The sequence below is a fragment of the Cupriavidus sp. 2TAF22 genome, assembly GCF_052115045.1.
In the GTDB taxonomy this organism is placed as follows: domain Bacteria; phylum Pseudomonadota; class Gammaproteobacteria; order Burkholderiales; family Burkholderiaceae; genus Cupriavidus.
This window is the reverse complement of sequence record NZ_JBFRFX010000002.1, coordinates 339,069-359,942: the sequence shown is the minus strand read 5'-3', so window position 1 is coordinate 359,942 and position 20,874 is coordinate 339,069. Positions and strand designations below refer to the sequence as shown.

Below are 20,874 nucleotides of genomic sequence, written 5' to 3'. Positions count from 1 at the left end.
CGCGCGGAGAGAAATCCGTGCGCGCGGCGATGGCACGGTGTGCCGTCCGGCCCCACCGATCCTGAGCTTCCCTATCCATGTCCGTCCTGGAAAACCTGTTTGCCGCCCTCGAAGAACATGGCTGGGCGGTCTCCGACGATCTGATCGGCGCCGACCTGGCATTGCGCCTGCACCGCGAGAGCAGCGCGGCGTGGGAGGCCGGGCGCTTCCATCCGGCCCGCGTAGGCCGCGCCGAGGGCATCGCGCGCGAAGCGGATATCCGCGGTGATTCGATCCTGTGGCTCGACGACGCCCCCGCCTGCCCCGCCAGGCAGGCGTTCCAGGCCTGGGCCGCCGATTTCCGCCAGACCCTGAACGGGCGTTACTTCCTCGGTCTCAAGCGCGAGGAATTCCACTTCTCGCACTATCCCGTCGGCACGGCCTACAAGAAGCACCTCGACCAGCATCGCGCGATGCGCGACCGCCAGATCTCGCTGGTGCTCTATCTCAATGCCGAATGGAGTGAATACGATGGCGGCGAGCTGGCGCTCTATTCGCCGGAGGACGACAAGATCGAGCTGCACCGCGTGCTGCCGCGCTTCGCGCGGCTGGTGGTATTTCGCAGCGACCTGGTCCCGCATGAGGTGTTGCCCTGCAACAAGACGCGCTGGGCGCTCACCGGCTGGTTTCGCACCGATGCGGCGTGAGCGCGCGCAGGCAAGCTGACCAGGCGGCCCGGCACATGGAGTGGAGCGATATCAAGATCTTCCTCGCGATCGCCCGCGCGGGCAGCCTCGGCGGCGCCGCGCGCGCGATCGGGCAGACCCAGCCGACCATGGGACGCCGGCTCAAGGCGCTGGAGGAAGCCCTGGGGCAATCGCTGTTCCAGCGCACCAGCGACGGCTTCGTGCTGACCGCCGAAGGCAGCGCCGTGTTTGCGCACGCGGAGCGCATGGAAGAAGAGGCGCTTGCCTTCGAGCGCCAGCTGTCCGGCCACGGCCGGGAGCTGGACGGCATGTTGCGCATCTCGTCGTCGGACTGGTTCGGCGTGCATATGCTCACGCCGGTGATCGCGGACTTTATCCGCTCGCATCCGCGCGTGGCGGTGGAGCTGGTGACCGACGCGCGCCTGTTCAGCCTGGCACGGCGCGAAGCCGACCTGGTGTTTCGCATCCGCGCCTTCGACGAAGCCGATGTGGTGCAGCGCAAGCTGATGCACATGGACTATGCGCTCTATGGCGCGCCCGGCGTGGCGCCGCCGCGCGCGGGCGGCGGGGAGGGCCATGCGCTGCTGACGCTCGACACCGGCTTCTCCGACCTGCCGGACGTGGCCTGGATGCGCCGCTTGCTGCCCGGCGCGCAGGTGGCCTTCGGCAGCAACAGCCGCGAGGCACAGGCGCGCCTGTGCGCGGCCGGCGCCGGGCTGGCGGTGCTGCCGTGCCTGCTGGCCGAGCGCGTGGGCGGGCTGCAGGCCATCGACCTCGGCGAGCCGCCGCCCGGCCGCGACGTATGGGTGGGCTACCACCGCGACCTGCGCCGGCTGGGCCGGCTGCGCGCTTTCCTCGATGTGGTCTTCGCACGCCTCGGCGCCGGCTAGACGCCAGACGAATGCCGGACGAATGCCGGATGGACGCTGCACGGATGCTAGAACGCAACCCGGTCGCGGCCGGCCGCCTTGGCGCGGTACAGCGCTTCGTCGGCCAGGCGCACGAGCTGGTCCGCGCCGTCTGATGCCATGCCGGCATCGACAGCCTGCGCGACCCCGATGCTCGCGCTGATGGGGATGGCCCGGCCGCCATGGCGGACGGCTTCCGAGCGGATGGCGCGGCGGATCCGCTCGGCCACCCCGATCGCGTCGGCGAATGCCGTGTCCGGCAGCAGCACCGCGAACTCCTCTCCGCCATAGCGGCCGAGCACGTCATGCTCGCGCAGGCAGGCGCCGACCCTCGCGGCGACCGCCTTGAGGACGGCGTCGCCGGCCGGGTGGCCGTGCTTGTCGTTGACTTGCTTGAAGTGGTCCAGGTCGAAGATCAGGATGCAGAGCGGCGAGCCGGACCTGCGCCAGCGCCGGAACGCTTCCCGCAGGCGGTCTTCCAGATGGCGGCGGTTGTAGAGTCCGGTCAGCGCGTCGCGTATCGCGGCCTCATGCAACGCGCCGACCGCCTCGTCGCGCGCGCGTTGCGCAATGGCCAGCTCCGTCACGTCGACGATCGTCACGCACACGGCAATGACCTCGTCGTCTTCCATGAGCGGCAGGAACTCGCAATCCTGCCGCATCCAGTCGAGATCGCAGGTGACCGGCAGGTCATGCGGGAAGCGGAACAGGTAAGGGCGGTGCTCCCACGAGGTGAAGGCGCTGATCTTCAGCAGGAACACCGAATCGAGCGTATGCGTGAGCCAGCCTGCGGGCAATTCGGGAAACAGTTCGAGCAGCGGCCGGTGCAAGGCGGCCGCGGCGCTGACGCCGCTGCGGTCCGCCATGAAGAGGTTCCAGAGCACGATGCGGTATTCCCGGTCCAGCACGAAGACGCCGCAGCCCATGCGCGCCAGCGCCAGTTCGTGAAGCCGCGCATGCGCGGCGGAGTCGAGGGACATGTCAGGGGCTCCAGACACTGCAAGGCAAAAACTGCAAGGCGAAGACCGCGGAGCCGGGTTCCGGGTCCCGCGGGGACTGCTAGAGAGCTAGAGACGGGCCAGCACCTCGTCGAGGGCCGTGCACAGCCGCTCGATCGCGCCCTGCGCCAGCATGGCGACCAGGGTCGCCTTGAAGCCGCCGTCCCCGATGCGGATGCTGAGCTCGAGCAGCAGCGCCTGGCCCAAGGCCGGATTGCCGGGCTTGTGCGCGGCGCCGAAGATCTGCTCCGCATCGATCTCGCGCGGCACGGAGAAGGTCGGCCTGCGGCCGAGCTGCGCGAGCAGGCCGGATACGCAGGCGCCAGCGAACACATTCGCGATTTCGAGCAGCAGGCCTCGCGACGCCATTTCCGCGCCGCCTTCGGCAGCCATGTCCTTGCCTGCGTAGACGGCTTCGCACAGCGCGCGCGCCGTCGTGGTCGAAGAACACCATGGTCTCGCCGGCGATATCCGAGCGGAAGCTCTGGCGGAAGGCGGCCACGTCGGGCATCTCGCCCAGCAACCGCGCGATTTCGTCCCTGAGCTGCTGCGGATCGACCAGGCAGATGCGCGGGATCGACAGCGTCACGACGCAGCCCAGCAGGCGCGCAAGCATCGCCCCCGCCGTGCCCATGCCGATATTCGCGATCTCCTGCAGAGCGTCGCAGCGGTCTTCGCCAAGGGTGGCGCGCGGGCCAGGAGCCGGCTGCGCCCTGATGAGCAGCTTGCGCGCAAGGGTGGCGTCGTCGCAGACGAGGTCAGGGCGTGCCATGAATTTCCTCCGATCAGTGTGGTGTCCGCCSGACGAGGATCCGTCTCGCTGGCAGCCCGGGGGCGGCTGCGCGCAGCTATTCGTCATGCTGTCCTGCCGGCGGGAGTCACATCGGGAATGCATGGTGAGAAAGCCGGCCGGATGGCATTCGGGTTAGCGAATGGCGGTGACATCCGGGTATCTGGAAGCTGTCCTCAATTAAACGGCGATGGACGCAAAGAGTAAAGCGGCCTTCCGATTCGGATTCTTATCGATGCCTTGATGCGAGGGATGCAATGCATTCATCCTCTTGCGGTCCCAATGAATCGGATAACTCTTATTTAATTCCTATTCACTTCGACGTGCTTCGGCAAGGATTCCCGGCGGGCGCCGGATGGAGCGGGGGCGGATGATTCGGCGGGATTTCACCAGATTTCCGCGCGTAGTGGCGGAAATCGACGGCGGGACGGCGTTCGGGGGCGCCTGGAAGATGGTCGGCTGCTTGACGGTGAGGATGTGATTATTCTTAATAATTCTTATCGGAATTCAAGGCGCGAAGTGGCATGTTGGCGGCGGATAATCCGAAGGCGAAATACCTTTATCCAGGAAATGGATGGCATATTCGCCCCTGTTCTGCCAATTGCCGTTCCCTCCAGGCCACGGCCCGGCCGCGACGTGTTGCGCGGCCGGGCCGGAATGGTTTAGCCCCGCGCGATTTCCACCACGAGCTTTCCCTTGGCCGCACGCGTCTCGATGGCGTGGTGTGCCTCGATGGCATTGTCCAGGTGGAAGCGGCGCGGATCCAGTTGCACGGTGAGCTTGCCGGCATCGGCGAGAAGGGTGGCCTCCCGCAGGATCTCGCCATGGTGTGCGCGGCCCTTGCCGGTCAGGAGCGGGATCAGGGTGAACACACCCGAGTAAGTCGCGGCGCGGAACGACAGCGGCGCCAGCTTGTGCGTCCCCCAGCCCAGGCAGCTCACCACATGGCCGCCATAGGTGCGTGCGGCGAGGAAGGCGTTGTCCAGCACCTCGCCGCCAACCGTGTCGTACACCACGTCGAAGCCTGCGCCGCCGGTGTGCTGCTCGACGTACTGCTCGACCGTGGTCGTGGCGAAGTCGATTGCGGTGGCGCCATAGCCCTCGATCGTTGCCTTGTGCCCGGCCGAGCCGGTGGCGTAGACCTGCGCACCGAGCGCGCGGGCGATCTGCACCGCGACATGGCCGACGCCGCCGGCGCCGCCGTGCACCAGCACCTTCTGTCCGGGCTGCACGTTGGCCCGGTCGACCAGGCCCTCCCACGCGGTGATGAAGATCAGCGGCAGCGCGGCGGCTTCGCGCATCGAGAAACCGGCGGGCTTGGGTGCGAGCAGGTCGGCGTCGACCGCGGCATACTCGGCCAGCGAACCTTGCACGCCGCCCACGCCGCCGGTCATGCCGTAGACCTCGTCGCCGGGCGCGAAGCAGGACACGCCCGGGCCCACGGCCTCCACCACGCCGGCCAGGTCGATGCCGAGCACGGCGGGCAGCGGCTGACGCGCATGCGCCGCATTGCCGGCGCGGATCTTGGTGTCGAGCGGGTTGACCCCGCTGGCCAGGATGCGCACCAGAACCTGGCCGGGACCAGCCTGCGGCACGGGAAGCTGGACGGACTTGAAGGGCGCGCCTGCGGTTTCGACGATCAGGGCCTGCATGGAGGCTTGCGGCATGGTGAACTCCCGGTAGGAATTGGGTTGAGTCGGATTGAGTCGGGCTGGGTTGGTATCACCATTGTTGTTCATGCGAAAACGAAGATAAATCWACTTGTTCGCATGATATTCATTCATTTGTGCATGACGACATGACCGGGCCGCGCTGATGTGCCTTCAGGACCGCGCTTCCGTGCACGTATCAGAGGGGCGCTGCGGGTGCGCTGTTGCCCGGCGCCCGCGGCGGCGGATCCGGCACCCGGATCGCCGGCAAGCGTAAGCGCATCATGGATGCGCGCGGGCACTGCAGTCGCGCAAGGGGCAGGCCGCCATGCGTCGATTCGGGAGGCGAGCGCCGAGCGCCAGGCATTGCCATGCGCTCAGCGCTCGCTGATGGGGCTGATGGGGCTGATGGGGTTGATGGGGCTGATGGGACTTGTCGGGCTTGTCAGACTTTGGCAGCAGCGGCCGGGGGCGAGCGGAACGCGATTCCGAATCGATTGAACGCGTTCATCAAACCGATCGCATAGGTGAGGTCGGCCAGTTCCTTCTCGCTGAACCCGGCAGCAGCGGCTTCGTAGTCGGCATCGGGAACGCCGGTTTCGGCCACACGCGTCACGGTCTCGGCCCAGGCGAGCGCGGTGCGTTCGCGGGCACTGAATACCTCGCCCGCGTCGCGCCACACCGGTACCAGTACGAGCTTGTCTGCCGCCAGGCCAGACTTGAGCAGATCGCGGGAATGCATGTCGATGCAGAATGCACAGCCATTCATTTGCGAAACCCGCAGATACACAAGATCGACCAGTTCCTTCGGCAGGCTGCTTTTCTGAAGCGTGAGGTACACCCCTCCGAACGCCTTGTAAGCTTCGGGCGAGGCCTTGGTGTAGTCGATACGATGAATCATGACGAATCCTTGTTTGGCTGTTGAAGGACTCTATCGTGTTGCATCCTGGCCTACGCCAGAAGATCCATGATCCGGCTTGCGCACTGGACCATGATTGCCGCCGGGGACGGCGACTGCCAGCGTCATAGCAGCTGCAAGATACGCCTTCCGAGATTCTCGGCGGTGCCCTGGGAGTCGATGTTCGTGAAATTGAGAAGCAAGGCCGAGGCTCCGTCACTGTCCCTCGCACCGTCCCGCGCACCGTCCCTCGTCCAGTTCGTCAATGCTTCCCCGTACAGGCCCGCTGCCCGCATGCGCGCTGCAAGCCGGCGATCCGACTGCTGGCCTTGCAGCCGCAAGATCAGGTGCATTCCTCCAGGCTGTGAATCGATTCGCATGGTTTTCCCCAGCACGCTTTCCAGGCCTGCTGCCGTCGCTTCCCGACGCTCGGCATAGAGCTTGCGCATCCGCTGGATATGGCGCGCGAAGTGCCCCTCCGCCATGAAGGCCGTGACAATCGCTTGCGTCAGCCCGGGACTGCCCCCTGCAAAGGCCTGGGTGATTTGCTCGAACCGCTCGACCTGCGCTTCCGGCACGACGAGATAGGCAAGCCGGATGCTCGGGAAAAGCACCTTGCTGAAGGTGCCGGCATAGAGCACTCGCCCGTCACGGTCCAGGCTCTTCAGCGCAGACAGCGGACGGCTGACATACCGGTACTCGCCGTCGTAATCGTCTTCAATGATCCATGCATTGTTTTGCGTCGCCCAGTCCAGCAGCGCCAGGCGCCGGGGTAGCGACAGAGACACGCACAGCGGACTCTGATGAGCAGGTGTGACCACAGCCGCGCGCGCCCGGGGCGCCAACGCGATGCCATCGGCAATGACCACGCCCTCCCGGTCTACCGGCACCGGGACCGCCGCAATATGCATATGCCCCAATAGCTCCCGCGTCGGCGGGTATCCGGGATTTTCGAGCCATACGTGATCTCCCGCCTTCAGTAATGCATGGGCAATCAGCTCGATGGTGTTGCGATATCCCGATGTCACGAATATCTGAGACGGGGAGCAGTCAATTCCGCGCGAAACCTGCAGGTATGCGGCAATCCCGGCGCGCAGCTCCTGCAAGCCATATACGGAGGGATGGGCCATGTCGGATGGTTGCATGGCACGTACACACCGCGCGCCCAGGCGCGCCCAGATCTTGCGGGGAAACGCATCCAGGGCAGGCAAGCCCATTTGGAACGGCAAGATCGAATCCGGACGAAAGCTGGCCGCAGCAATGGCGCTGCCGGGCCGGGGCAGGGTGCTCGCAACTGGCGTTCGCGGCTCGAGGCCCGGCGTCACGATGGTCCCCGCCTGGCCGCGCGCCTGAATGTACCCCTCGGCTGCCAGCAATGAATAGGCCGCCTCGATGGTGCCTCTCGCTAAACCCAGCTCCTTGGTCAGCGCGCGTGCCGAGGGTACCCGGTCACCCGGCTTCAACACGCCACTATTGATCGCGCCGCGAAACCGGTCGTAGATCTGTCGGTAGAAGGGTGCGGCCGCAGTTGGATCCAACGGCGGAATACTACTGGTTTTCGCGACGGTCATGGACCAGTCCATTTTTGCGGCTGTTTGAAAATGACTATACCATGATGAGCGGCGAGGAAAGCTCGAGGCAAATGCGCGCGACATGCGTGCGGCGATCCCAGAAAGGCGATCCCAAGAAGGCGAACCCATTTGACCTCCCGTCCTCACGCGCGCCCCCATTCAGCGGTTCATGCCTTACCCGGCTTCTGCCGGAAGGAGGCACGTCATCTGCCTGTGCCACCGCCAGCCTGCCAACAACAATCATGGATCAGTCGCAATTTCCGTTCATGGCCCTTGGGTGCGGGTCATGAGCTTGGTAAATTGAAGGCTCCTCCCAGGCATCGGATCGGCAGGTACAACCAGCATATTTCCCTCCGTTTTAGCTTTAATCCATACGCGGCCCTTTATCCGCCCCCAAGGAAATCCAGGTGATATGACGATACGTTCAATCAAGACCATCGCCGTCTTTTGCGGATCGAACTACGGCGCATCGGACGAGTTCGCCGACGGAGCGCGAGCGCTCGGACGGGCACTGGGAACGGCGGGCATAACAGTCGTCTATGGCGGCTCGGCAAGGGGCCTGATGGGTATCGTCGCGGATGCCGCCCTGGCTTCCGGTGGCAAGGTCCATGGCGTGATAACCGAAAGCCTGCACCAGCGCGGCCATTCGCATCCCGGCCTGACCAGGCATGAAATCACGCCGACCCTGCGTAGCCGAAAGGAACGCATGGTCGTGCTTGCCGATGCATTCATCGCCCTGCCGGGAGGCATCGGGACGATCGAGGAACTGATGGAGGTGTGGAGCATGAACCAGCTCGCGGAGATCGACAAACCTGTCGGCCTGTTGGACTCCGCCGGCTTTTTCGCGCCGTTTCTGGGGTTTATCGACCATATGGTCGACACCAAATTCCTGCCGGCGGCGCATCGGCATTCGATATCGGTGGATGCGGACGCGAGCGCCTTGATCGGCAAGCTGCGCGGCTATGCACGTGTCGATGGACCTAAATGGCTATAGCGCCGGACGGTGTCTGCAATGACGACGTCTCGCGTTTCCATGGCGATGCTCCTTCCTTCCCGTCCTGTGGATGCCCCGATCCACCAGGGCTGCCGGGCGCATCGAATCCTGGTACGGTGCACCCGGCGCATCCACGATCAATTGGCGGCTGAACGCGTCACTCGGACGGGAATGGATTTGTACGAGGGCGTGCCGCTTTCCTTGTCGATGTAGTCGAGCGGTACCAGGACGTTCGCCTCCGGATAGTAAGCGGCCACGGATCCGCGCGCGATGCCGTAGGCAATCGCCGTGATGTTCTCGAGCCGGAGCCGTCGGTCCGAGACGATGGTCTCGATGTCTACCAGGTCCCCGTGTTCGATCCCATGCGAGGCCAGGTCGGCCTCGTTCATGAACAGGACGTCGCGGCGGCCGAACACACCACGATAACGATCATCCAGGGCGTAGATGGTTGTGTTGTACTGGTCGTGGCTGCGGATCGTGATCAGGCGCAGGACGTTTTCACCTCCCAGGACCTCGGCGTCCTCGTGCACGCCGGCGTACACGGAGAACTCGGCCTTTCCTGAAGGCGTATGCCACTTGCGCTCGGTCGGCGGCAATGGCAGGCGGAATCCGCCCGGCATCCGGATGCGCTCATTGAAGGCTTCGAACCCGGGGATGCTCCTGTCGATCAGGTCACGGATCTTGTCATAGTCGGCGATCAGCTCCAGCCAGGGGACCTTGCTGTCCGGCAGGGTTGCGTGCGCGATGCTGGCAACGATTGCCGGCTCGGAGCGCAAGTGCTCGGAAGCCGGGGTGAGCTTGCCGGCCGACGCATGGACCATCGACATCGAGTCTTCGACCGTGACCGATTGCGGGCCGCTCTGCTGCACATCGAGTTCGGTACGCCCGAGGCAAGGGAAGATATAGGTTTCCTTCGCCACCAGGAGGTGCGTGCGATTGAGCTTGGTGCCGACGTGCACGCTCAGGTCGAGCTTGGCCATCGCGGGCAGGGATTGCTCGGGATCCGGCAGCGCGACGGCGAAGTTCCCGCCCAGGCAGATCAGGGCCTTCGAGGAACCCCTGATCATCGCCTCGATGGCGTTGACGGCATCGTGCCCGTGTTCGCGGGGAAGCTGGAAGCCGAAGATGCCTTCGAGCCGCTCGAGAAAGTCCGCCGACGGCTTCTCCGTGATGCCGACCGTGCGGTTTCCCTGGACGTTGGAGTGGCCGCGCAGCGGGCATATGCCGGCGCCGGGCTTGCCGAAGTTGCCGCGCAGCAGCAGCAGGTCGGCGATCAGGCGAACATTGGCCGTGCCCTTGTTATGCTGGGTGACGCCCATGCCGTACGTGACAATCGCGGCATTCGACTTCGCATAGGCGATGGCCACCTGTTCGAGATCGGCTTGCAATAGTCCGCTCGCTTTTTCGATGTCCTCCCATGTCGTGGCTTGCAGATCGGCCGCGAAGGCGTCGAAGCCGACCGTGTGCGTGGCGATGAATTCGCGGTCAAGGACGTTACCCTGTTCCGCATCCAGCGCCAGCAGCGACTTCATGATGCCCTTGAGTGCGGCCGCGTCGCCGCCGGCGTTGACCTGGAAATAGGTCGAGGCGATCCGGGTCGAGCCGTAGGTGGCCATCTCAAGCCAGTTCTGCGGATCGGCGAAGCGCTCGAGGGCGCGTTCGCGTAGCGGATTGAAGACGATGATCGGTACGTTGCGACGTGACGCTTCGTGCAGCGTGCCCATCATCCGCGGATGATTCGTGCCGGGATTGTGCCCGATCGAGATGATGAGGTCGCACGTGTCGAAGTCTTCGAGCGACACCGTGCCTTTGCCGATGCCGATCGATTGCGGCAGCCCGATGCTGGTCGGCTCGTGGCACATGTTCGAGCAGTCAGGGAAATTGTTCGTGCCATATTCCCGCACAAAGAGCTGGTACAGGAAGGCGGCCTCGTTCGAGGCCCTGCCGGACGTATAGAACTCCACCTGGTCTGGCGACAACCCGCGCAGGATCTGCCCGATCCGGCCGAACGCCTCATCCCACTCGACTGCCCGGAATTTGTCCGTGGCGCGGTCGTAGACAAGCGGATGCGTCAGGCGGCCCATGTCCTCCAGCTCGAAATCCGAGCGCTGCAGCAGCGATGCCACGGTGTTGTTCTCGAAGAACTCCGGGCGCACGCGCTTGGTCGTCGCCTCCCAGGTGACGGCCTTCGCGCCGTTCTCGCAGAACTGGAAATTGGAACGGTGTTCCTTGTCGGGCCAGGCGCAGCCCGGGCAATCGAAGCCGTCCGGCTGATTGGTCCGGAGCAGCGTGATCGGGGCCTTGATGGTTTCCATCTGCAGCCGGATGGCCTGGGCCGTCGCCCGCAGCGCTCCCCAGCCGCCGGCAGGGCCTTCGTATTCCCTGATACCGGGCACTTCGCGTCGATTGGTCATTTGATGAACTCCATGGATGAAAACGGCGGCACCATGCACTCGGGTCAAGCTGACGCTTCTCGCTGGCTCCTATGCGGCGGACTTCCTCGGCTTTGAGCCGGCACGGCGCTCTGGCGCCTGCTCCAGGGACGGCGTGCCATCGGGGGGCGGGGCATCCTTTGCGCTGTCCTTTGCCTTAGGCTTGGCCGGGAGCTTGTCGAACCGTACCGCCGCGCTGTCCGTGTCGTAGTCGATCCTCGCCTTGTCGCCCGGCTTCAGCGCGTCACCGAGGATCTCCTTGGCGAGACGCGTTTCGATGACCTGGCGAATCTGGCGTTTCAGTTCGCGCGCGCCGAACTCGGGCTGGTAGCCGACTTCGACCAGGTGCTCGACGAGCGCGTCGCCGAAGCTGAGCGTGATGTCCTGTGCCGCCGCCGTGCGCACGATGCGATCGAGCTGGATCTGCACGATCGCGCGGATGTTCTCCTTGCCAAGCGCATGGAAGACGATGATCTCGTCGATGCGGTTCAGGAACTCCGGACGGAAGTGCCCCTTCAGCACGCCCATCAGTGCCGCGCGGACTTCCTTGTCGGATTTTCGCTTGGCCTCGGGCTGCGCCAGGTTATCCATGATGATGGCGGAGCCGAGGTTGCTGGTGGCGATCAGGATCGTGTTGCTGAAGTCGACCACGCGGCCTTTGCCATCGGTGAGGCGACCATCGTCGAACACCTGCAACAGGACGTTGTAGACGTCGGGGTGCGCCTTCTCGATCTCGTCGAGCAGGATCACGCTGTAGGGACGTCGCCGCACGCGTTCGGTCAGCTGGCCGCCCTCCTCGTAGCCCACGTAGCCCGGCGGCGCCCCGATCAGGCGCGCCACCGCGTGACGCTCCATGTATTCGGACATGTCGATGCGGATGATCGCCTGCTCATCGCCAAACACGGTTTCGGCCAGGGCCTTGGCGAGCTCCGTCTTGCCGACGCCGGTGGGCCCCAGGAACAGCAGGGTCGCGATCGGTCTGTGCGTCTGGCCGAGGCCCGCGCGCGACAGGCGTACCGCGTCGCTCACCGCGACCACGGCATCCTCCTGGCCAACCACGCGCTCACGCAGCTTTGCCTCCATGCCAAGCAGCTTCTGCCGCTCTTCCTGCGTGAGTTCCGCGACCGGAATGCCGGTAAGGCGAGATACGACCTCAGCCACCGTCGCCACCGTTACCTCGAGCGTCTCCGAGCCCGTCTTTCGCTGCCACGCCTCCATCGCCTCGTCGAGCTGCTTCTGCTTCTCGCCGATGCGTTCCTCGAAGCGCTTCGCCTCGTCGAAACGCTTGCGCGAGGCGGCATAGTCCTGCTCGCGCTTGAGCTGCGCGGCTTCCGCTTCCAGTTCCAGGATCGCGGCCGGACGGGAGGTCGCGCCGATCCGCACGCGTGCCGCGGCCTGGTCGATCAGGTCGATCGCCTTGTCGGGCAGGAAGCGTGACGTGATGTAGCGATCCGCGAACTCGGCCGCCGCGACAAAGGCATCGTCGGAGAAGGTCACCTGGTGATGTGCCTCCAGCTTGTCACGCAGGCCACGCAGGATCACGATGGTCTGCTCGACGCTCGGCTCCGGCACGAGCACGGGTTGAAAGCGGCGCTCGAGTGCCGCATCCTTTTCGATGTACTTCTGGTACTCGCTCAGTGTCGTTGCACCGATCAGGCTGAGCTCGCCGCGCGCCAGCGCAGGCTTGAGCACATTGGCGATGTCGAGGCCTCCCTCGCCCCCGCCCTGGCCAGCCCCGACGATCGTGTGCAACTCGTCCACGAACAGGATCAGCGAGTCCCGGCTGGCCGTGACCTCGTCGATCAGGTTCTTTGCGCGCTCCTCGAATTCGCCGCGGTACTTCGCGCCCGCAACCATCGCATTGATGTTCAGTTCGACGAGCCGCTTGTCACGCAGGACTTCCGGCACGTCGCCGTTGACGATCCGCTGCGCGAGTCCTTCGACGATCGCTGTCTTGCCAACGCCCGGCTCGCCGATCAGCACGGGATTGTTCTTCTTGCGCCGGGCAAGCACCTCGATCGTGCTCTCGATCTCCTGTGCGCGGCCCAGCACCGGATCGAGCTTGCCCTGGCGCGCCATCGCGGTGAGGTCGCGCCCGAACTTGTCGAGGTTGGGCGTGCCCGTGCCGCCTTCGATGCGACCGTCCTCCGCGCCTTTTCCCACCACCTTGACGACCTTCTGGCGCAAGGCTTCCGGTGTCACGCCATATTTCTTGAGGAGGGCTCCCGCGATGCTCTCGGGCACGGCGGCAAGGCCAATCAGCAGATGCTCGGGCCCGACGTACGAGTGACCCAGTTCGCGCGACGCCTGGAAGGCAAACTGAAAGGCCTTCTTCAGGCGCGGCGAGATCGTCATCCGGTCGAGTGGCGCATCGGGGTCCGCTTCCCCCGTGCGCGCGTGCTCGTCAATATAGGTCTTGATGTCTTCGGACGAGATCTTGAGCTCCTTGAGCAGTGCGCCGGCAATGTCGTTCTCGGCAAGCACATAGAGGAGATGCTCCGTGTCGAGCTCGGCGCGGCGTAACTCGTGCGCCTTCTCCGCCGCGCGCTGCAACAGCTCGATCGTCTGCTCGCTGAAGGCGTCCGTGGCATCGACGGACTCGCGCGGCACCTCGGTGGAGAAGGAGCCTGCATCGTCGGTCTCGCCGCCCAGGCCACCGAACAGGTGTGACATCCCGCCTCCACCGTTCAGGAGGGAGTCGAACGGATTCATCATGTCCTGATGCCGCAGCATCTGGCGGTAGTGATAGTCGCAGATCGAGAGCGTGCGGCGCTCGCCGTTCTCCGTCACGGTGACACGGGCAACCGCGGGGCGTGCATTACAGATGTCGCAGAGGACTGGCATGGCGTGAAGATCCCTGTTGTGAAGATCCCTGTTGGTCGAAGCGTTCAGACTGTTCGATTCGGATGCGGCATGGCAGCCGGGCGTTGCCGGACATGCGAGGCCGGGGACGCCGGGGACACCGGAAGCGTCCGGCCGTCGACTGATGTTTCTGCCTCTGATGCCGCGGCGCGTTTCCGACTTCGTCGCGGCAGTCTCGTGCGTCGAGAACCAGGCGCTCTCCGGAAAGCCGGCACGACAGAGTTCAGCCTTTGGCTAACATAGTTGATGGCCAGGCTGGCGAAAAGATACAGTTGAAAACGATCTGCGCAAGTCGGCTGCGCGGTCCCTCTTTCCCGGCTTTTCCGCTGAACGGAAAGCGGGTGAAACACGATCTGCGGGGAAGCGCCCGACCTTGCGAAGGCGAGCGTCATCGGCCTTTGCCTGCCCGCGGGCTGCCAGCGGCGGACTCTGGTGCGGCGGCAGTTGCCCCGAATCCCGTGCGCGCGGCGAGCATCGTTTAGAGCACAGCGGGAGCGGTTCGCGCAAGCCGATGCGGGAGAAGCCTTGCTGTGCTCTTGCCGAGCCCGGGACGTTCATCGAGAATGATCGGGCAACAAGGCGACGCCACGCTCGGGCGGCACACCCGAGGCAGCGGCGGAAAGAAGGGAACACAAGACACGCGACGAAGACGGCATGACGATTCGACGCGTAGCGGCCAGCCAAAGGAAGCCTTCAAATGAATAATCTTCGTCGGGAGCTCGCGCCAATCTCTGAGGGAGCGTGGGAGCAGATCGAGCAGGAAGCATCTCGCACCCTCAAGCGCTACTTCGCGGCTCGGCGCGTTGTGGATCTGGTCGGACCGAAGGGTCTCGGGTTTTCCGCGGTCGGTACCGGCCAGGTACGGCAAATCGAGTCGCCAGGCGATGGTATCGAAGCCGTCCAACGCGATGTGCGGGCCCTGGTGGAGCTACGGGTCCCGTTTGATCTGTCCCGCCTGGAGATGGATAGTGTCGAACGAGGGTCGAGCAATCCCGACCTGCAGCCACTGAAGGATGCGGCTCGCAAACTCGCGCATGCGGAGGATCGCATTGTCTTCGAAGGCTATGCGGCGGCCGGGATCCAGGGGATTTCCCAGGGTGCCAGCAATGTCGCACAGGCCCTTCCGCCCGATGTCGGCGGGTATCCGGCCGCGGTGGCGCAAGCGCTGGACCAGTTGCGCCGTGCCGGTGTCGATGGCCCCTACAGATTGCTTCTGGGTGACAAGCCATTCACGGACGTCGGCGGGGCCACCGACAATGGCTATCCCGTCCTGCGGGACCTTCGCCAGCTTGTAGACGGCGAGATCATCTGGGCGCCGGCAATGGAAGGCGGCATGGTGCTCACCGGGCGGGGCGGCGATTTCGAACTGCACATTGGCCAGGACGTTTCCATCGGCTACCTTGACCATTCCGAGGCTACCATTCGATTGTATCTGCAGGAAACCCTCACGTTTCTCATGTTGACTGCAGAGGCGGCCGTGATGCTTGAACGTGCCGGGCGGTAGATGGCCGGCCATGCGCCCGGATCGTCCGCCAGCCAACTTATGCAAAGGGCGGCTGCCGTTCCAAGGCAATGTTCGGACCGCCTTTCTGAAATTCACGATGCCACCTGAACCCAAAGTATAGGTAACGATGAGCGATAATTGAGCGGCGCCTATCGTTCCGTTATCGCTGGAATTCGACATGGAAAACACTCGAAAAAATGCCTGACATCATCCCCGAACAGCAAGCCGTGTGTAGTCCGATCACCCGTAGCGCGATCTTTATCGTCGCGGTCCTGTCAGCAGGCGATGACAGCGCAGATGCCGTGCGCGCGTTGTGCGCGGATATCGGCGCGCTCGTTCGTGCCGTGGGAAAGCGGGTCCCCGGCGGAAACCTCTCGTGTGTCTGCGGATTTGGTTCGGATGCCTGGGACAAGCTGTTCGGCGCCCCCCGCCCGGCCGGCTTGCACGCCTTCCGGGAATTCGGCGCCGGCGATCGCCGCGCCATGGCGACGCCGGGTGACCTGCTCCTGCATATTCGCGCCGAGCACATGGATCTGTGCTTCGAACTCGCAACGCAGCTGATGAGCCGGCTTGGCGCGGCCGTGTCGGTGGTTGACGAGGTGCATGGCTTTCGCTACTTCGACATGCGAAGCATGGTCGGTTTTGTCGACGGCACCGAGAACCCGACCGGAGCCGAATCCATTCGTTTCACGATCATCGGTGACGAGGACCCTTCGTTCGCCGGGGGCAGCTATGTGATGGTGCAGAAGTATCTGCACGACATGGCTGGCTGGAACAAGCTGCCCGTCGAGACGCAAGAGCGAATCATCGGCCGCACGAAGCTGTCCGACATCGAACTCGATGAGGCGGTCAAGCCGTCGTCGTCGCATAGTTCGCTCACCACCCTCGAGGAGAACGGAGAGGAGGTGAAGATCTTGCGCGACAACATGCCTTTCGGGCAGCCGGGCAAAGGCGAATTCGGTACGTTCTTCATCGGATACGCCCGTTCGCCCAGGCCGCTGGAACAGATGCTCGAGAACATGTTCGTGGGGCGGCCGCCGGGCAACTATGACAGGTTGCTTGACTTCAGCAGGGCAGTCACCGGCGGCTTGTTCTTCATTCCATCGGCAACGCTGCTGGAGGACCTTGCCGAGCGTCACCCGGATTCCATTCAAGCCGACGGTGGAGGTCACGATTCGATTTTGTCGTCCGAGGCGCAAGGCCATGACGGCTCGCTGAAGATCGGTTCGCTAAAGGCAGCCTCGGAAGCCGATTGACCTGGTTCGACATGCCCGGGAAGATCGCCTACGTGAACTGATACGGCCGCACCGGCAGCGTTTCCGGCGGCAGCTCGCGATCGCAAAGCTCGAGAACAGATCGCTCGATATTGCGCGTCATCGCATCGAGCGCCAGCGCGTTCGGTGCAAGTCCGAATGGTTCGGCGACTTCGCTTGCGATCGCTTCCAGTGCGATCAGCGTGTAGGAGATAAAGACGCATAGCAATGGCGTGAAAAGCTCGGTCGAGTCGACCAGGCCGAAGGGAAGCATCACGCAATAGGCATAGACGGTTCGATGCAGCAGCACGTTATAGGCAAACGGGATCTGCGTGGAGATGATCCGCTCGCAGCCCCCGAGCACGCCGCCCAGCTCGTTGATCTGCTGGTCGAGTATCCAGCGTGTGCTGTCGGTTGCGGCGACTTGTCCCTGGCAGCCGGCGAGGCCGCGGCGAATGTCGTTCAGCAAAGCCATCGGCTTGTAGCATTTCCCCTGCAACGCCGCCATCTGGTCGGGGCCGAGGTAGCGGCGCAGGTCCTCTGTCGGGTCAGTCATGCGCAAGCGATGCTTGAGCGCATAGGCGAATGCAATCAGCATATTGGTGATCCGGGTACGATCCGCGGCAGGCAGGTTCTCCGGGAGGTAGCAGAGCATCTGCGATGTGAGCGCCCGCGATGCAATCAGCAGACTGCCCCATAGATGGCGAGCCTCGTTGAAGCGGGCGTAGCTGGCGTTGTTGCGAAACGCGAGGAAGATGGCCAGTGCCAGGCCGAACAGCGTGAACGGTGCCGTATTGAGCGGAATCTTCTCGCCGAATATCCGGCCATGCGTGAACACCGCCAGGCTGCTGACAGCCCCGATGAAAACCAGTTGGGGAAGGATGGTCTGCAATACCGAACCGTTCCAGGCGAACAGCATCAGGAACCAGTTTTGCCTCGGCCTCACGATCATGGCGTCGTTTCCCCGACATTGGCGTGGCCGGGGCTGGCGTCGCCTTCCCGCACCTTGCCCCGGAAGACCCGGTACTGAAGTGCGTTATAGACCAGGATGATCGGTAACACAACGATGGTGCCAACCGGCGCGAAGCGCTGGCTGGACGGGCTGGAACAGGCTTCCCGGATCGTCAGCGACGAGGCCGATCCGGGCCGCCGCCAACCTTTGAAGGCAGATATTGATCGCCTCGGTCGCGCCCGCGTTTGTCACGTTCCGGAGCATCAAAGCCGGCTGACGTCCACCGGGGAGGACATGGCGATCGGCTTCGAATGCTCGCAACGCCTGCATTCGTCACCCGTCGCTTGCGCGTTGCAGGTCGACGAAATAGCCGGACTGCGGCCGGCTCACCAGCAGGCCGCGGCTTTCCAGCAGCAGGTAGGCGTGAAGCACCGTGGTAATGCTGATCCGGTGTTGCCGGCTAGCCTGCCGCACGGAAGGCAATCGTCCGCCGTGCCGGTAGACACCTTGCCGGATCAGCCGCTCGATATCGTCGGCGAACCTCTCGTAGAGCTTCATCGGACGCTCCTCCCGGCCGGATCGGCGCCAGGTGCATCGCGGTAGCGGAAGCCTCGATCGTGCGCTTGCGGCGGCACGGCCGGACTGCATGAATCGGGTCTGGTGGCGCTGTTGCCGGGCAGCGCAACTATGTCGGGTCGTCCGCGGCGCAAGCCGGCGACAAGGTGGAGGCAGACTTCGCGTATCTTCCCTGGTTCGTCTTTCACGACGGTAGCTCCGATCAATGCGCGTCGCCGGGCCTTGGGGACTGGAACTGGCTGCGCGTCATTTTGTTGAAAGGAAGAGTAGGGGCGAAGCTGTATTGCCAGGAGGCACACATGAGCGTGCCGAAAAAGAGTACAGATTCAATCCTGTGCCAATATCTGGAAAGCTGTACTTGAAGTCGCTGGCATGTGCCGAAACCGGCGCATCGCGGGGTTGCGCTGGGAGGGCGCGCCGGCCGCGCCCGCGCGGTGAGGGTGCGGCTGCGATTGCCCGGGAACCGGGGAAAAGGTGAGCGGACTCGCGTAAGTCCGTCGGCCGTGACCTGCCGAGGCGGCCCGCCCGGAGCACTGGTCGCTGCCTGATTCGCTCGCGCATCGACAGCATCAAGGGTAAACACGTATCAAGTCGCTGACTTGAAAACGTAAACCCCCGTCCCTATAATTAGCACTCGTTGGGTTAGAGTGCTAACAGCCCTCTCTCAGCCTTCCGATTCTGCTGGCAGCCAGCTAAAGCGGCCAGTTCTTGTGAACGTAAAATCACTTTTTGTACCAAGGAGTCCGTATGAATCTGCGTCCTTTGCACGACCGCGTGATCGTCAAGCGTCTGGACAATGAAACCAAGACCGCTTCCGGCATCGTGATTCCCGACAATGCTGCCGAAAAGCCTGATCAAGGTGAAGTGCTCGCCGTGGGCCCCGGCAAGAAGGATGACAAGGGCGCTTCGATCGCTCTCGACGTCAAGGTGGGTGACCGCGTGCTGTTCGGCAAGTATGCCGGCCAGGCCGTGAAGGTGGATGGCCAGGAACTGCTGGTCATGCGCGAAGAAGACATCATGGCCGTGGTGAACAAGTAATCCACGCCACCCCCCGTACAGATTTAGGAGATTCAGAACATGGCAGCTAAAGACGTAGTGTTCGGCGACGCCGCCCGTGCCAAGATGGTCGAAGGCGTGAACATTCTCGCCAACGCAGTGAAGGTGACCCTGGGCCCGAAGGGCCGCAACGTGGTGCTGGAGCGTAGCTTCGGCGGCCCGACCGTGACCAAGGACGGCGTGTCCGTGGCCAAGGAAATCGAACTGAAGGACAAGCTGCAGAACATGGGCGCGCAGATGGTCAAGGAAGTGGCTTCCAAGACCAGCGACAACGCCGGTGACGGTACCACCACCGCAACCGTGCTGGCCCAGTCGATCGTGCGCGAAGGCATGAAGTACGTTGCCGCCGGCATGAACCCGATGGACCTGAAGCGCGGCATCGACAAGGCTGTGGTGAACGCGGTCGAAGAGCTGAAGAAGCTGACCAAGACCACCACCACCAGCAAGGAAATCGCCCAGGTCGGCTCGATCTCCGCCAACAGCGACGAAGTGATCGGCAACCTGATCGCTGAAGCGATGGACAAGGTCGGCAAGGAAGGCGTGATCACCGTGGAAGACGGCAAGTCGCTGGCCGACGAGCTGGAAGTCGTGGAAGGCATGCAGTTCGACCGCGGCTACCTGTCGCCGTACTTCATCAACAACCCGGAAAAGCAAGTTGTCGCCCTCGACAACCCGTTCGTGCTGCTGTTCGACAAGAAGATCTCGAACATCCGCGACCTGCTGCCGGTGCTGGAGCAAGTGGCCAAGTCGGGCCGCCCGCTGCTGATCATCGCTGAAGACGTCGAAGGCGAAGCCCTGGCGACCCTGGTGGTGAACAACATCCGTGGCATCCTGAAGACCGCCGCCGTCAAGGCTCCGGGCTTCGGCGACCGCCGCAAGGCCATGCTGGAAGACATCGCCATCCTGACCGGCGGTGCAGTGATCGCCGAGGAAATCGGCCTGACGTTGGAAAAGGCAACCCTGCAAGAACTGGGTCAAGCCAAGCGCATCGAAATCGGCAAGGAAAACACCATCATCATCGATGGCGCCGGCGATGCAGCTTCGATCGAAGCCCGCGTGAAGCAGATCCGTGCCCAGATCGAAGAAGCGACCTCGGACTACGACCGTGAAAAGCTGCAAGAGCGCGTGGCCAAGCTGGCCGGCGGCGTTGCAGTGATCAAGGTTGGCGCAGCCACCGAAGTCGAAATGAAGGAAAAGAAGGCACGTGTGGAAGATGCACTCCACGCAACCCGCGCAGCCGTGGAAGAAGGTATTGTCCCCGGCGGCGGTGTGGCCCTGCTGCGCGCTCGCGCTGCCATCGCGAACCTGACCGGCGACAACGCCGACCAGAACGCCGGCATCAAGATCGTGCTGCGCGCCATGGAAGAGCCGCTGCGCCAGATCGTCCTGAACGCTGGCGAAGAAGCCTCGGTCGTGGTGGCCAAGGTCATCGACGGCAAGGGCAACTACGGCTACAACGCCGCCACCGGCGAGTACGGTGACCTGGTGGAAATGGGCGTGCTGGACCCGACCAAGGTGACCCGCACCGCGCTGCAGAACGCAGCTTCGGTCGCGTCGCTGATGCTGACCACCGACTGCGCAGTTGCAGAACTGCCGAAGGACGATTCGGCTCCGGCAATGCCGGGCGGCATGGGTGGCATGGGCGGCATGGACGGCATGATGTAAATCTGCCGGCCTGCCTCCAGGGCAGCCTGCTTTACCCGTAGCATCCGTAGTAGCAAAAACCCCCGCTGGCGCGAGCCGGC

The 20,874-nt window shown here is 63.9% G+C and carries 15 protein-coding genes and 2 pseudogenes; 7 read left to right on the top strand and 10 right to left on the bottom strand.

Features of this window, described 5'->3' with window-relative positions; genetic code table 11:
• Nucleotides 1–77: 77 nt before the first annotated feature.
• Complete coding sequence (locus AB4Z48_RS04180) at nucleotides 78–686, top strand: 2OG-Fe(II) oxygenase (RefSeq protein WP_441612603.1); 609 nt, start codon at nucleotides 78–80, stop codon at nucleotides 684–686.
• A 35-nt stretch (nucleotides 687–721) separates the two neighbouring features.
• Nucleotides 722–1,576: a LysR family transcriptional regulator gene (locus tag AB4Z48_RS04175; protein ID WP_441612602.1), complete on the top strand. Its 855-nt coding sequence runs from the start codon at nucleotides 722–724 to the stop codon at nucleotides 1,574–1,576.
• A 47-nt stretch (nucleotides 1,577–1,623) separates the two neighbouring features.
• Here AB4Z48_RS04175 and AB4Z48_RS04170 read toward each other — a convergent pair whose 3' ends face one another.
• From AB4Z48_RS04170 to pdxR, 5 genes are all read right to left on the bottom strand, one after another.
• On the bottom strand, nucleotides 1,624–2,574 hold the full coding sequence (locus tag AB4Z48_RS04170) for a GGDEF domain-containing protein (RefSeq protein WP_441612601.1): 951 nt from the start codon (nucleotides 2,572–2,574) through the stop codon (nucleotides 1,624–1,626).
• 87 nt (nucleotides 2,575–2,661) lie between these two features.
• Entirely contained in the window at nucleotides 2,662–2,985 is a 324-nt protein-coding gene (locus tag AB4Z48_RS04165; RefSeq protein WP_441612734.1) for a hypothetical protein, read from the bottom strand.
• Between the two features lie 1,059 nt (nucleotides 2,986–4,044).
• Nucleotides 4,045–5,049: a zinc-dependent alcohol dehydrogenase family protein gene (locus AB4Z48_RS04160; RefSeq protein ID WP_441612600.1), complete on the bottom strand. Its 1,005-nt coding sequence runs from the start codon at nucleotides 5,047–5,049 to the stop codon at nucleotides 4,045–4,047.
• Nucleotides 5,050–5,476: 427 nt separating this feature from the next.
• Nucleotides 5,477–5,932, bottom strand: coding sequence for a carboxymuconolactone decarboxylase family protein (locus AB4Z48_RS04155; protein ID WP_441612599.1), 456 nt, complete (start codon nucleotides 5,930–5,932; stop codon nucleotides 5,477–5,479).
• Between the two features lie 122 nt (nucleotides 5,933–6,054).
• Nucleotides 6,055–7,500, bottom strand: a complete 1,446-nt coding sequence (gene pdxR, locus AB4Z48_RS04150; RefSeq protein WP_441612598.1) for a MocR-like pyridoxine biosynthesis transcription factor PdxR — start codon at nucleotides 7,498–7,500, stop codon at nucleotides 6,055–6,057.
• 412 nt (nucleotides 7,501–7,912) lie between these two features.
• On the opposite strand from pdxR, the gene AB4Z48_RS04145 reads away from it, so the two are divergent.
• Nucleotides 7,913–8,494, top strand: coding sequence for a TIGR00730 family Rossman fold protein (locus tag AB4Z48_RS04145; protein WP_441612597.1), 582 nt, complete (start codon nucleotides 7,913–7,915; stop codon nucleotides 8,492–8,494).
• Nucleotides 8,495–8,631: 137 nt separating this feature from the next.
• Here the strand turns inward: AB4Z48_RS04145 and AB4Z48_RS04140 are convergent, their stop codons facing one another.
• Together AB4Z48_RS04140 and AB4Z48_RS04135 are read right to left on the bottom strand one after the other, a co-directional pair.
• A complete protein-coding gene (locus tag AB4Z48_RS04140; protein ID WP_441612596.1) occupies nucleotides 8,632–10,908 on the bottom strand; it encodes an FdhF/YdeP family oxidoreductase in 2,277 nt (758 codons plus the stop codon).
• A gap of 69 nt (nucleotides 10,909–10,977) precedes the next feature.
• Entirely contained in the window at nucleotides 10,978–13,770 is a 2,793-nt protein-coding gene (locus AB4Z48_RS04135; protein ID WP_441612595.1) for an AAA family ATPase, read from the bottom strand.
• A gap of 715 nt (nucleotides 13,771–14,485) precedes the next feature.
• On the opposite strand from AB4Z48_RS04135, the gene AB4Z48_RS04130 reads away from it, so the two are divergent.
• On the top strand, nucleotides 14,486–15,292 hold the full coding sequence (locus AB4Z48_RS04130; RefSeq protein ID WP_441612594.1) for a family 1 encapsulin nanocompartment shell protein: 807 nt from the start codon (nucleotides 14,486–14,488) through the stop codon (nucleotides 15,290–15,292).
• Nucleotides 15,293–15,489: 197 nt separating this feature from the next.
• Nucleotides 15,490–16,548 (top strand): Dyp-type peroxidase, encoded by a 1,059-nt coding sequence (locus AB4Z48_RS04125; protein WP_441612593.1) that lies wholly within the window; start codon nucleotides 15,490–15,492, stop codon nucleotides 16,546–16,548.
• 28 nt (nucleotides 16,549–16,576) lie between these two features.
• Here the strand turns inward: AB4Z48_RS04125 and AB4Z48_RS04120 are convergent, their stop codons facing one another.
• From AB4Z48_RS04120 to AB4Z48_RS04110, 3 genes and pseudogenes are all read right to left on the bottom strand, one after another.
• Nucleotides 16,577–17,497: a bestrophin family protein gene (locus tag AB4Z48_RS04120; RefSeq protein WP_441612592.1), complete on the bottom strand. Its 921-nt coding sequence runs from the start codon at nucleotides 17,495–17,497 to the stop codon at nucleotides 16,577–16,579.
• A pseudogene (locus tag AB4Z48_RS04115) lies at nucleotides 17,494–17,676 on the bottom strand (hypothetical protein); the annotation flags it as partial. The pseudogene AB4Z48_RS04115 and the gene AB4Z48_RS04120, both read right to left, overlap by 4 nt.
• An 87-nt stretch (nucleotides 17,677–17,763) precedes the next feature.
• Nucleotides 17,764–18,055, bottom strand: a pseudogene (locus tag AB4Z48_RS04110) (GntR family transcriptional regulator); the annotation flags it as partial.
• Between the two features lie 765 nt (nucleotides 18,056–18,820).
• Between AB4Z48_RS04110 and groES the strand changes: the two are divergent.
• Together groES and groL are read left to right on the top strand one after the other, a co-directional pair.
• The gene (gene groES, locus AB4Z48_RS04105) at nucleotides 18,821–19,111 is read left to right on the top strand and encodes a co-chaperone GroES (RefSeq protein WP_017225479.1); all 291 of its coding nucleotides are present in this window, start codon (nucleotides 18,821–18,823) and stop codon (nucleotides 19,109–19,111) included.
• Between the two features lie 39 nt (nucleotides 19,112–19,150).
• Nucleotides 19,151–20,794, top strand: coding sequence for a chaperonin GroEL (gene groL / locus AB4Z48_RS04100; RefSeq protein WP_441612591.1), 1,644 nt, complete (start codon nucleotides 19,151–19,153; stop codon nucleotides 20,792–20,794).
• Nucleotides 20,795–20,874: the final 80 nt, after the last annotated feature.

Coding starts and splice junctions, on each gene's coding strand:
- AB4Z48_RS04180 (WP_441612603.1), top strand. CDS start 78: ATGTCCGTCCTGGAAAACCTGTTTGCCGCCCTCGAAGAACATGGCTGG.
- AB4Z48_RS04175 (WP_441612602.1), top strand. CDS start 722: ATGGAGTGGAGCGATATCAAGATCTTCCTCGCGATCGCCCGCGCGGGC.
- AB4Z48_RS04170 (WP_441612601.1), bottom strand. CDS start 2,574: ATGTCCCTCGACTCCGCCGCGCATGCGCGGCTTCACGAACTGGCGCTG.
- AB4Z48_RS04165 (WP_441612734.1), bottom strand. CDS start 2,985: ATGGCTGCCGAAGGCGGCGCGGAAATGGCGTCGCGAGGCCTGCTGCTC.
- AB4Z48_RS04160 (WP_441612600.1), bottom strand. CDS start 5,049: ATGCCGCAAGCCTCCATGCAGGCCCTGATCGTCGAAACCGCAGGCGCG.
- AB4Z48_RS04155 (WP_441612599.1), bottom strand. CDS start 5,932: ATGATTCATCGTATCGACTACACCAAGGCCTCGCCCGAAGCTTACAAG.
- pdxR (WP_441612598.1), bottom strand. CDS start 7,500: ATGACCGTCGCGAAAACCAGTAGTATTCCGCCGTTGGATCCAACTGCG.
- AB4Z48_RS04145 (WP_441612597.1), top strand. CDS start 7,913: ATGACGATACGTTCAATCAAGACCATCGCCGTCTTTTGCGGATCGAAC.
- AB4Z48_RS04140 (WP_441612596.1), bottom strand. CDS start 10,908: ATGACCAATCGACGCGAAGTGCCCGGTATCAGGGAATACGAAGGCCCT.
- AB4Z48_RS04135 (WP_441612595.1), bottom strand. CDS start 13,770: ATGCCAGTCCTCTGCGACATCTGTAATGCACGCCCCGCGGTTGCCCGT.
- AB4Z48_RS04130 (WP_441612594.1), top strand. CDS start 14,486: ATGAATAATCTTCGTCGGGAGCTCGCGCCAATCTCTGAGGGAGCGTGG.
- AB4Z48_RS04125 (WP_441612593.1), top strand. CDS start 15,490: ATGCCTGACATCATCCCCGAACAGCAAGCCGTGTGTAGTCCGATCACC.
- AB4Z48_RS04120 (WP_441612592.1), bottom strand. CDS start 17,497: ATGATCGTGAGGCCGAGGCAAAACTGGTTCCTGATGCTGTTCGCCTGG.
- groES (WP_017225479.1), top strand. CDS start 18,821: ATGAATCTGCGTCCTTTGCACGACCGCGTGATCGTCAAGCGTCTGGAC.
- groL (WP_441612591.1), top strand. CDS start 19,151: ATGGCAGCTAAAGACGTAGTGTTCGGCGACGCCGCCCGTGCCAAGATG.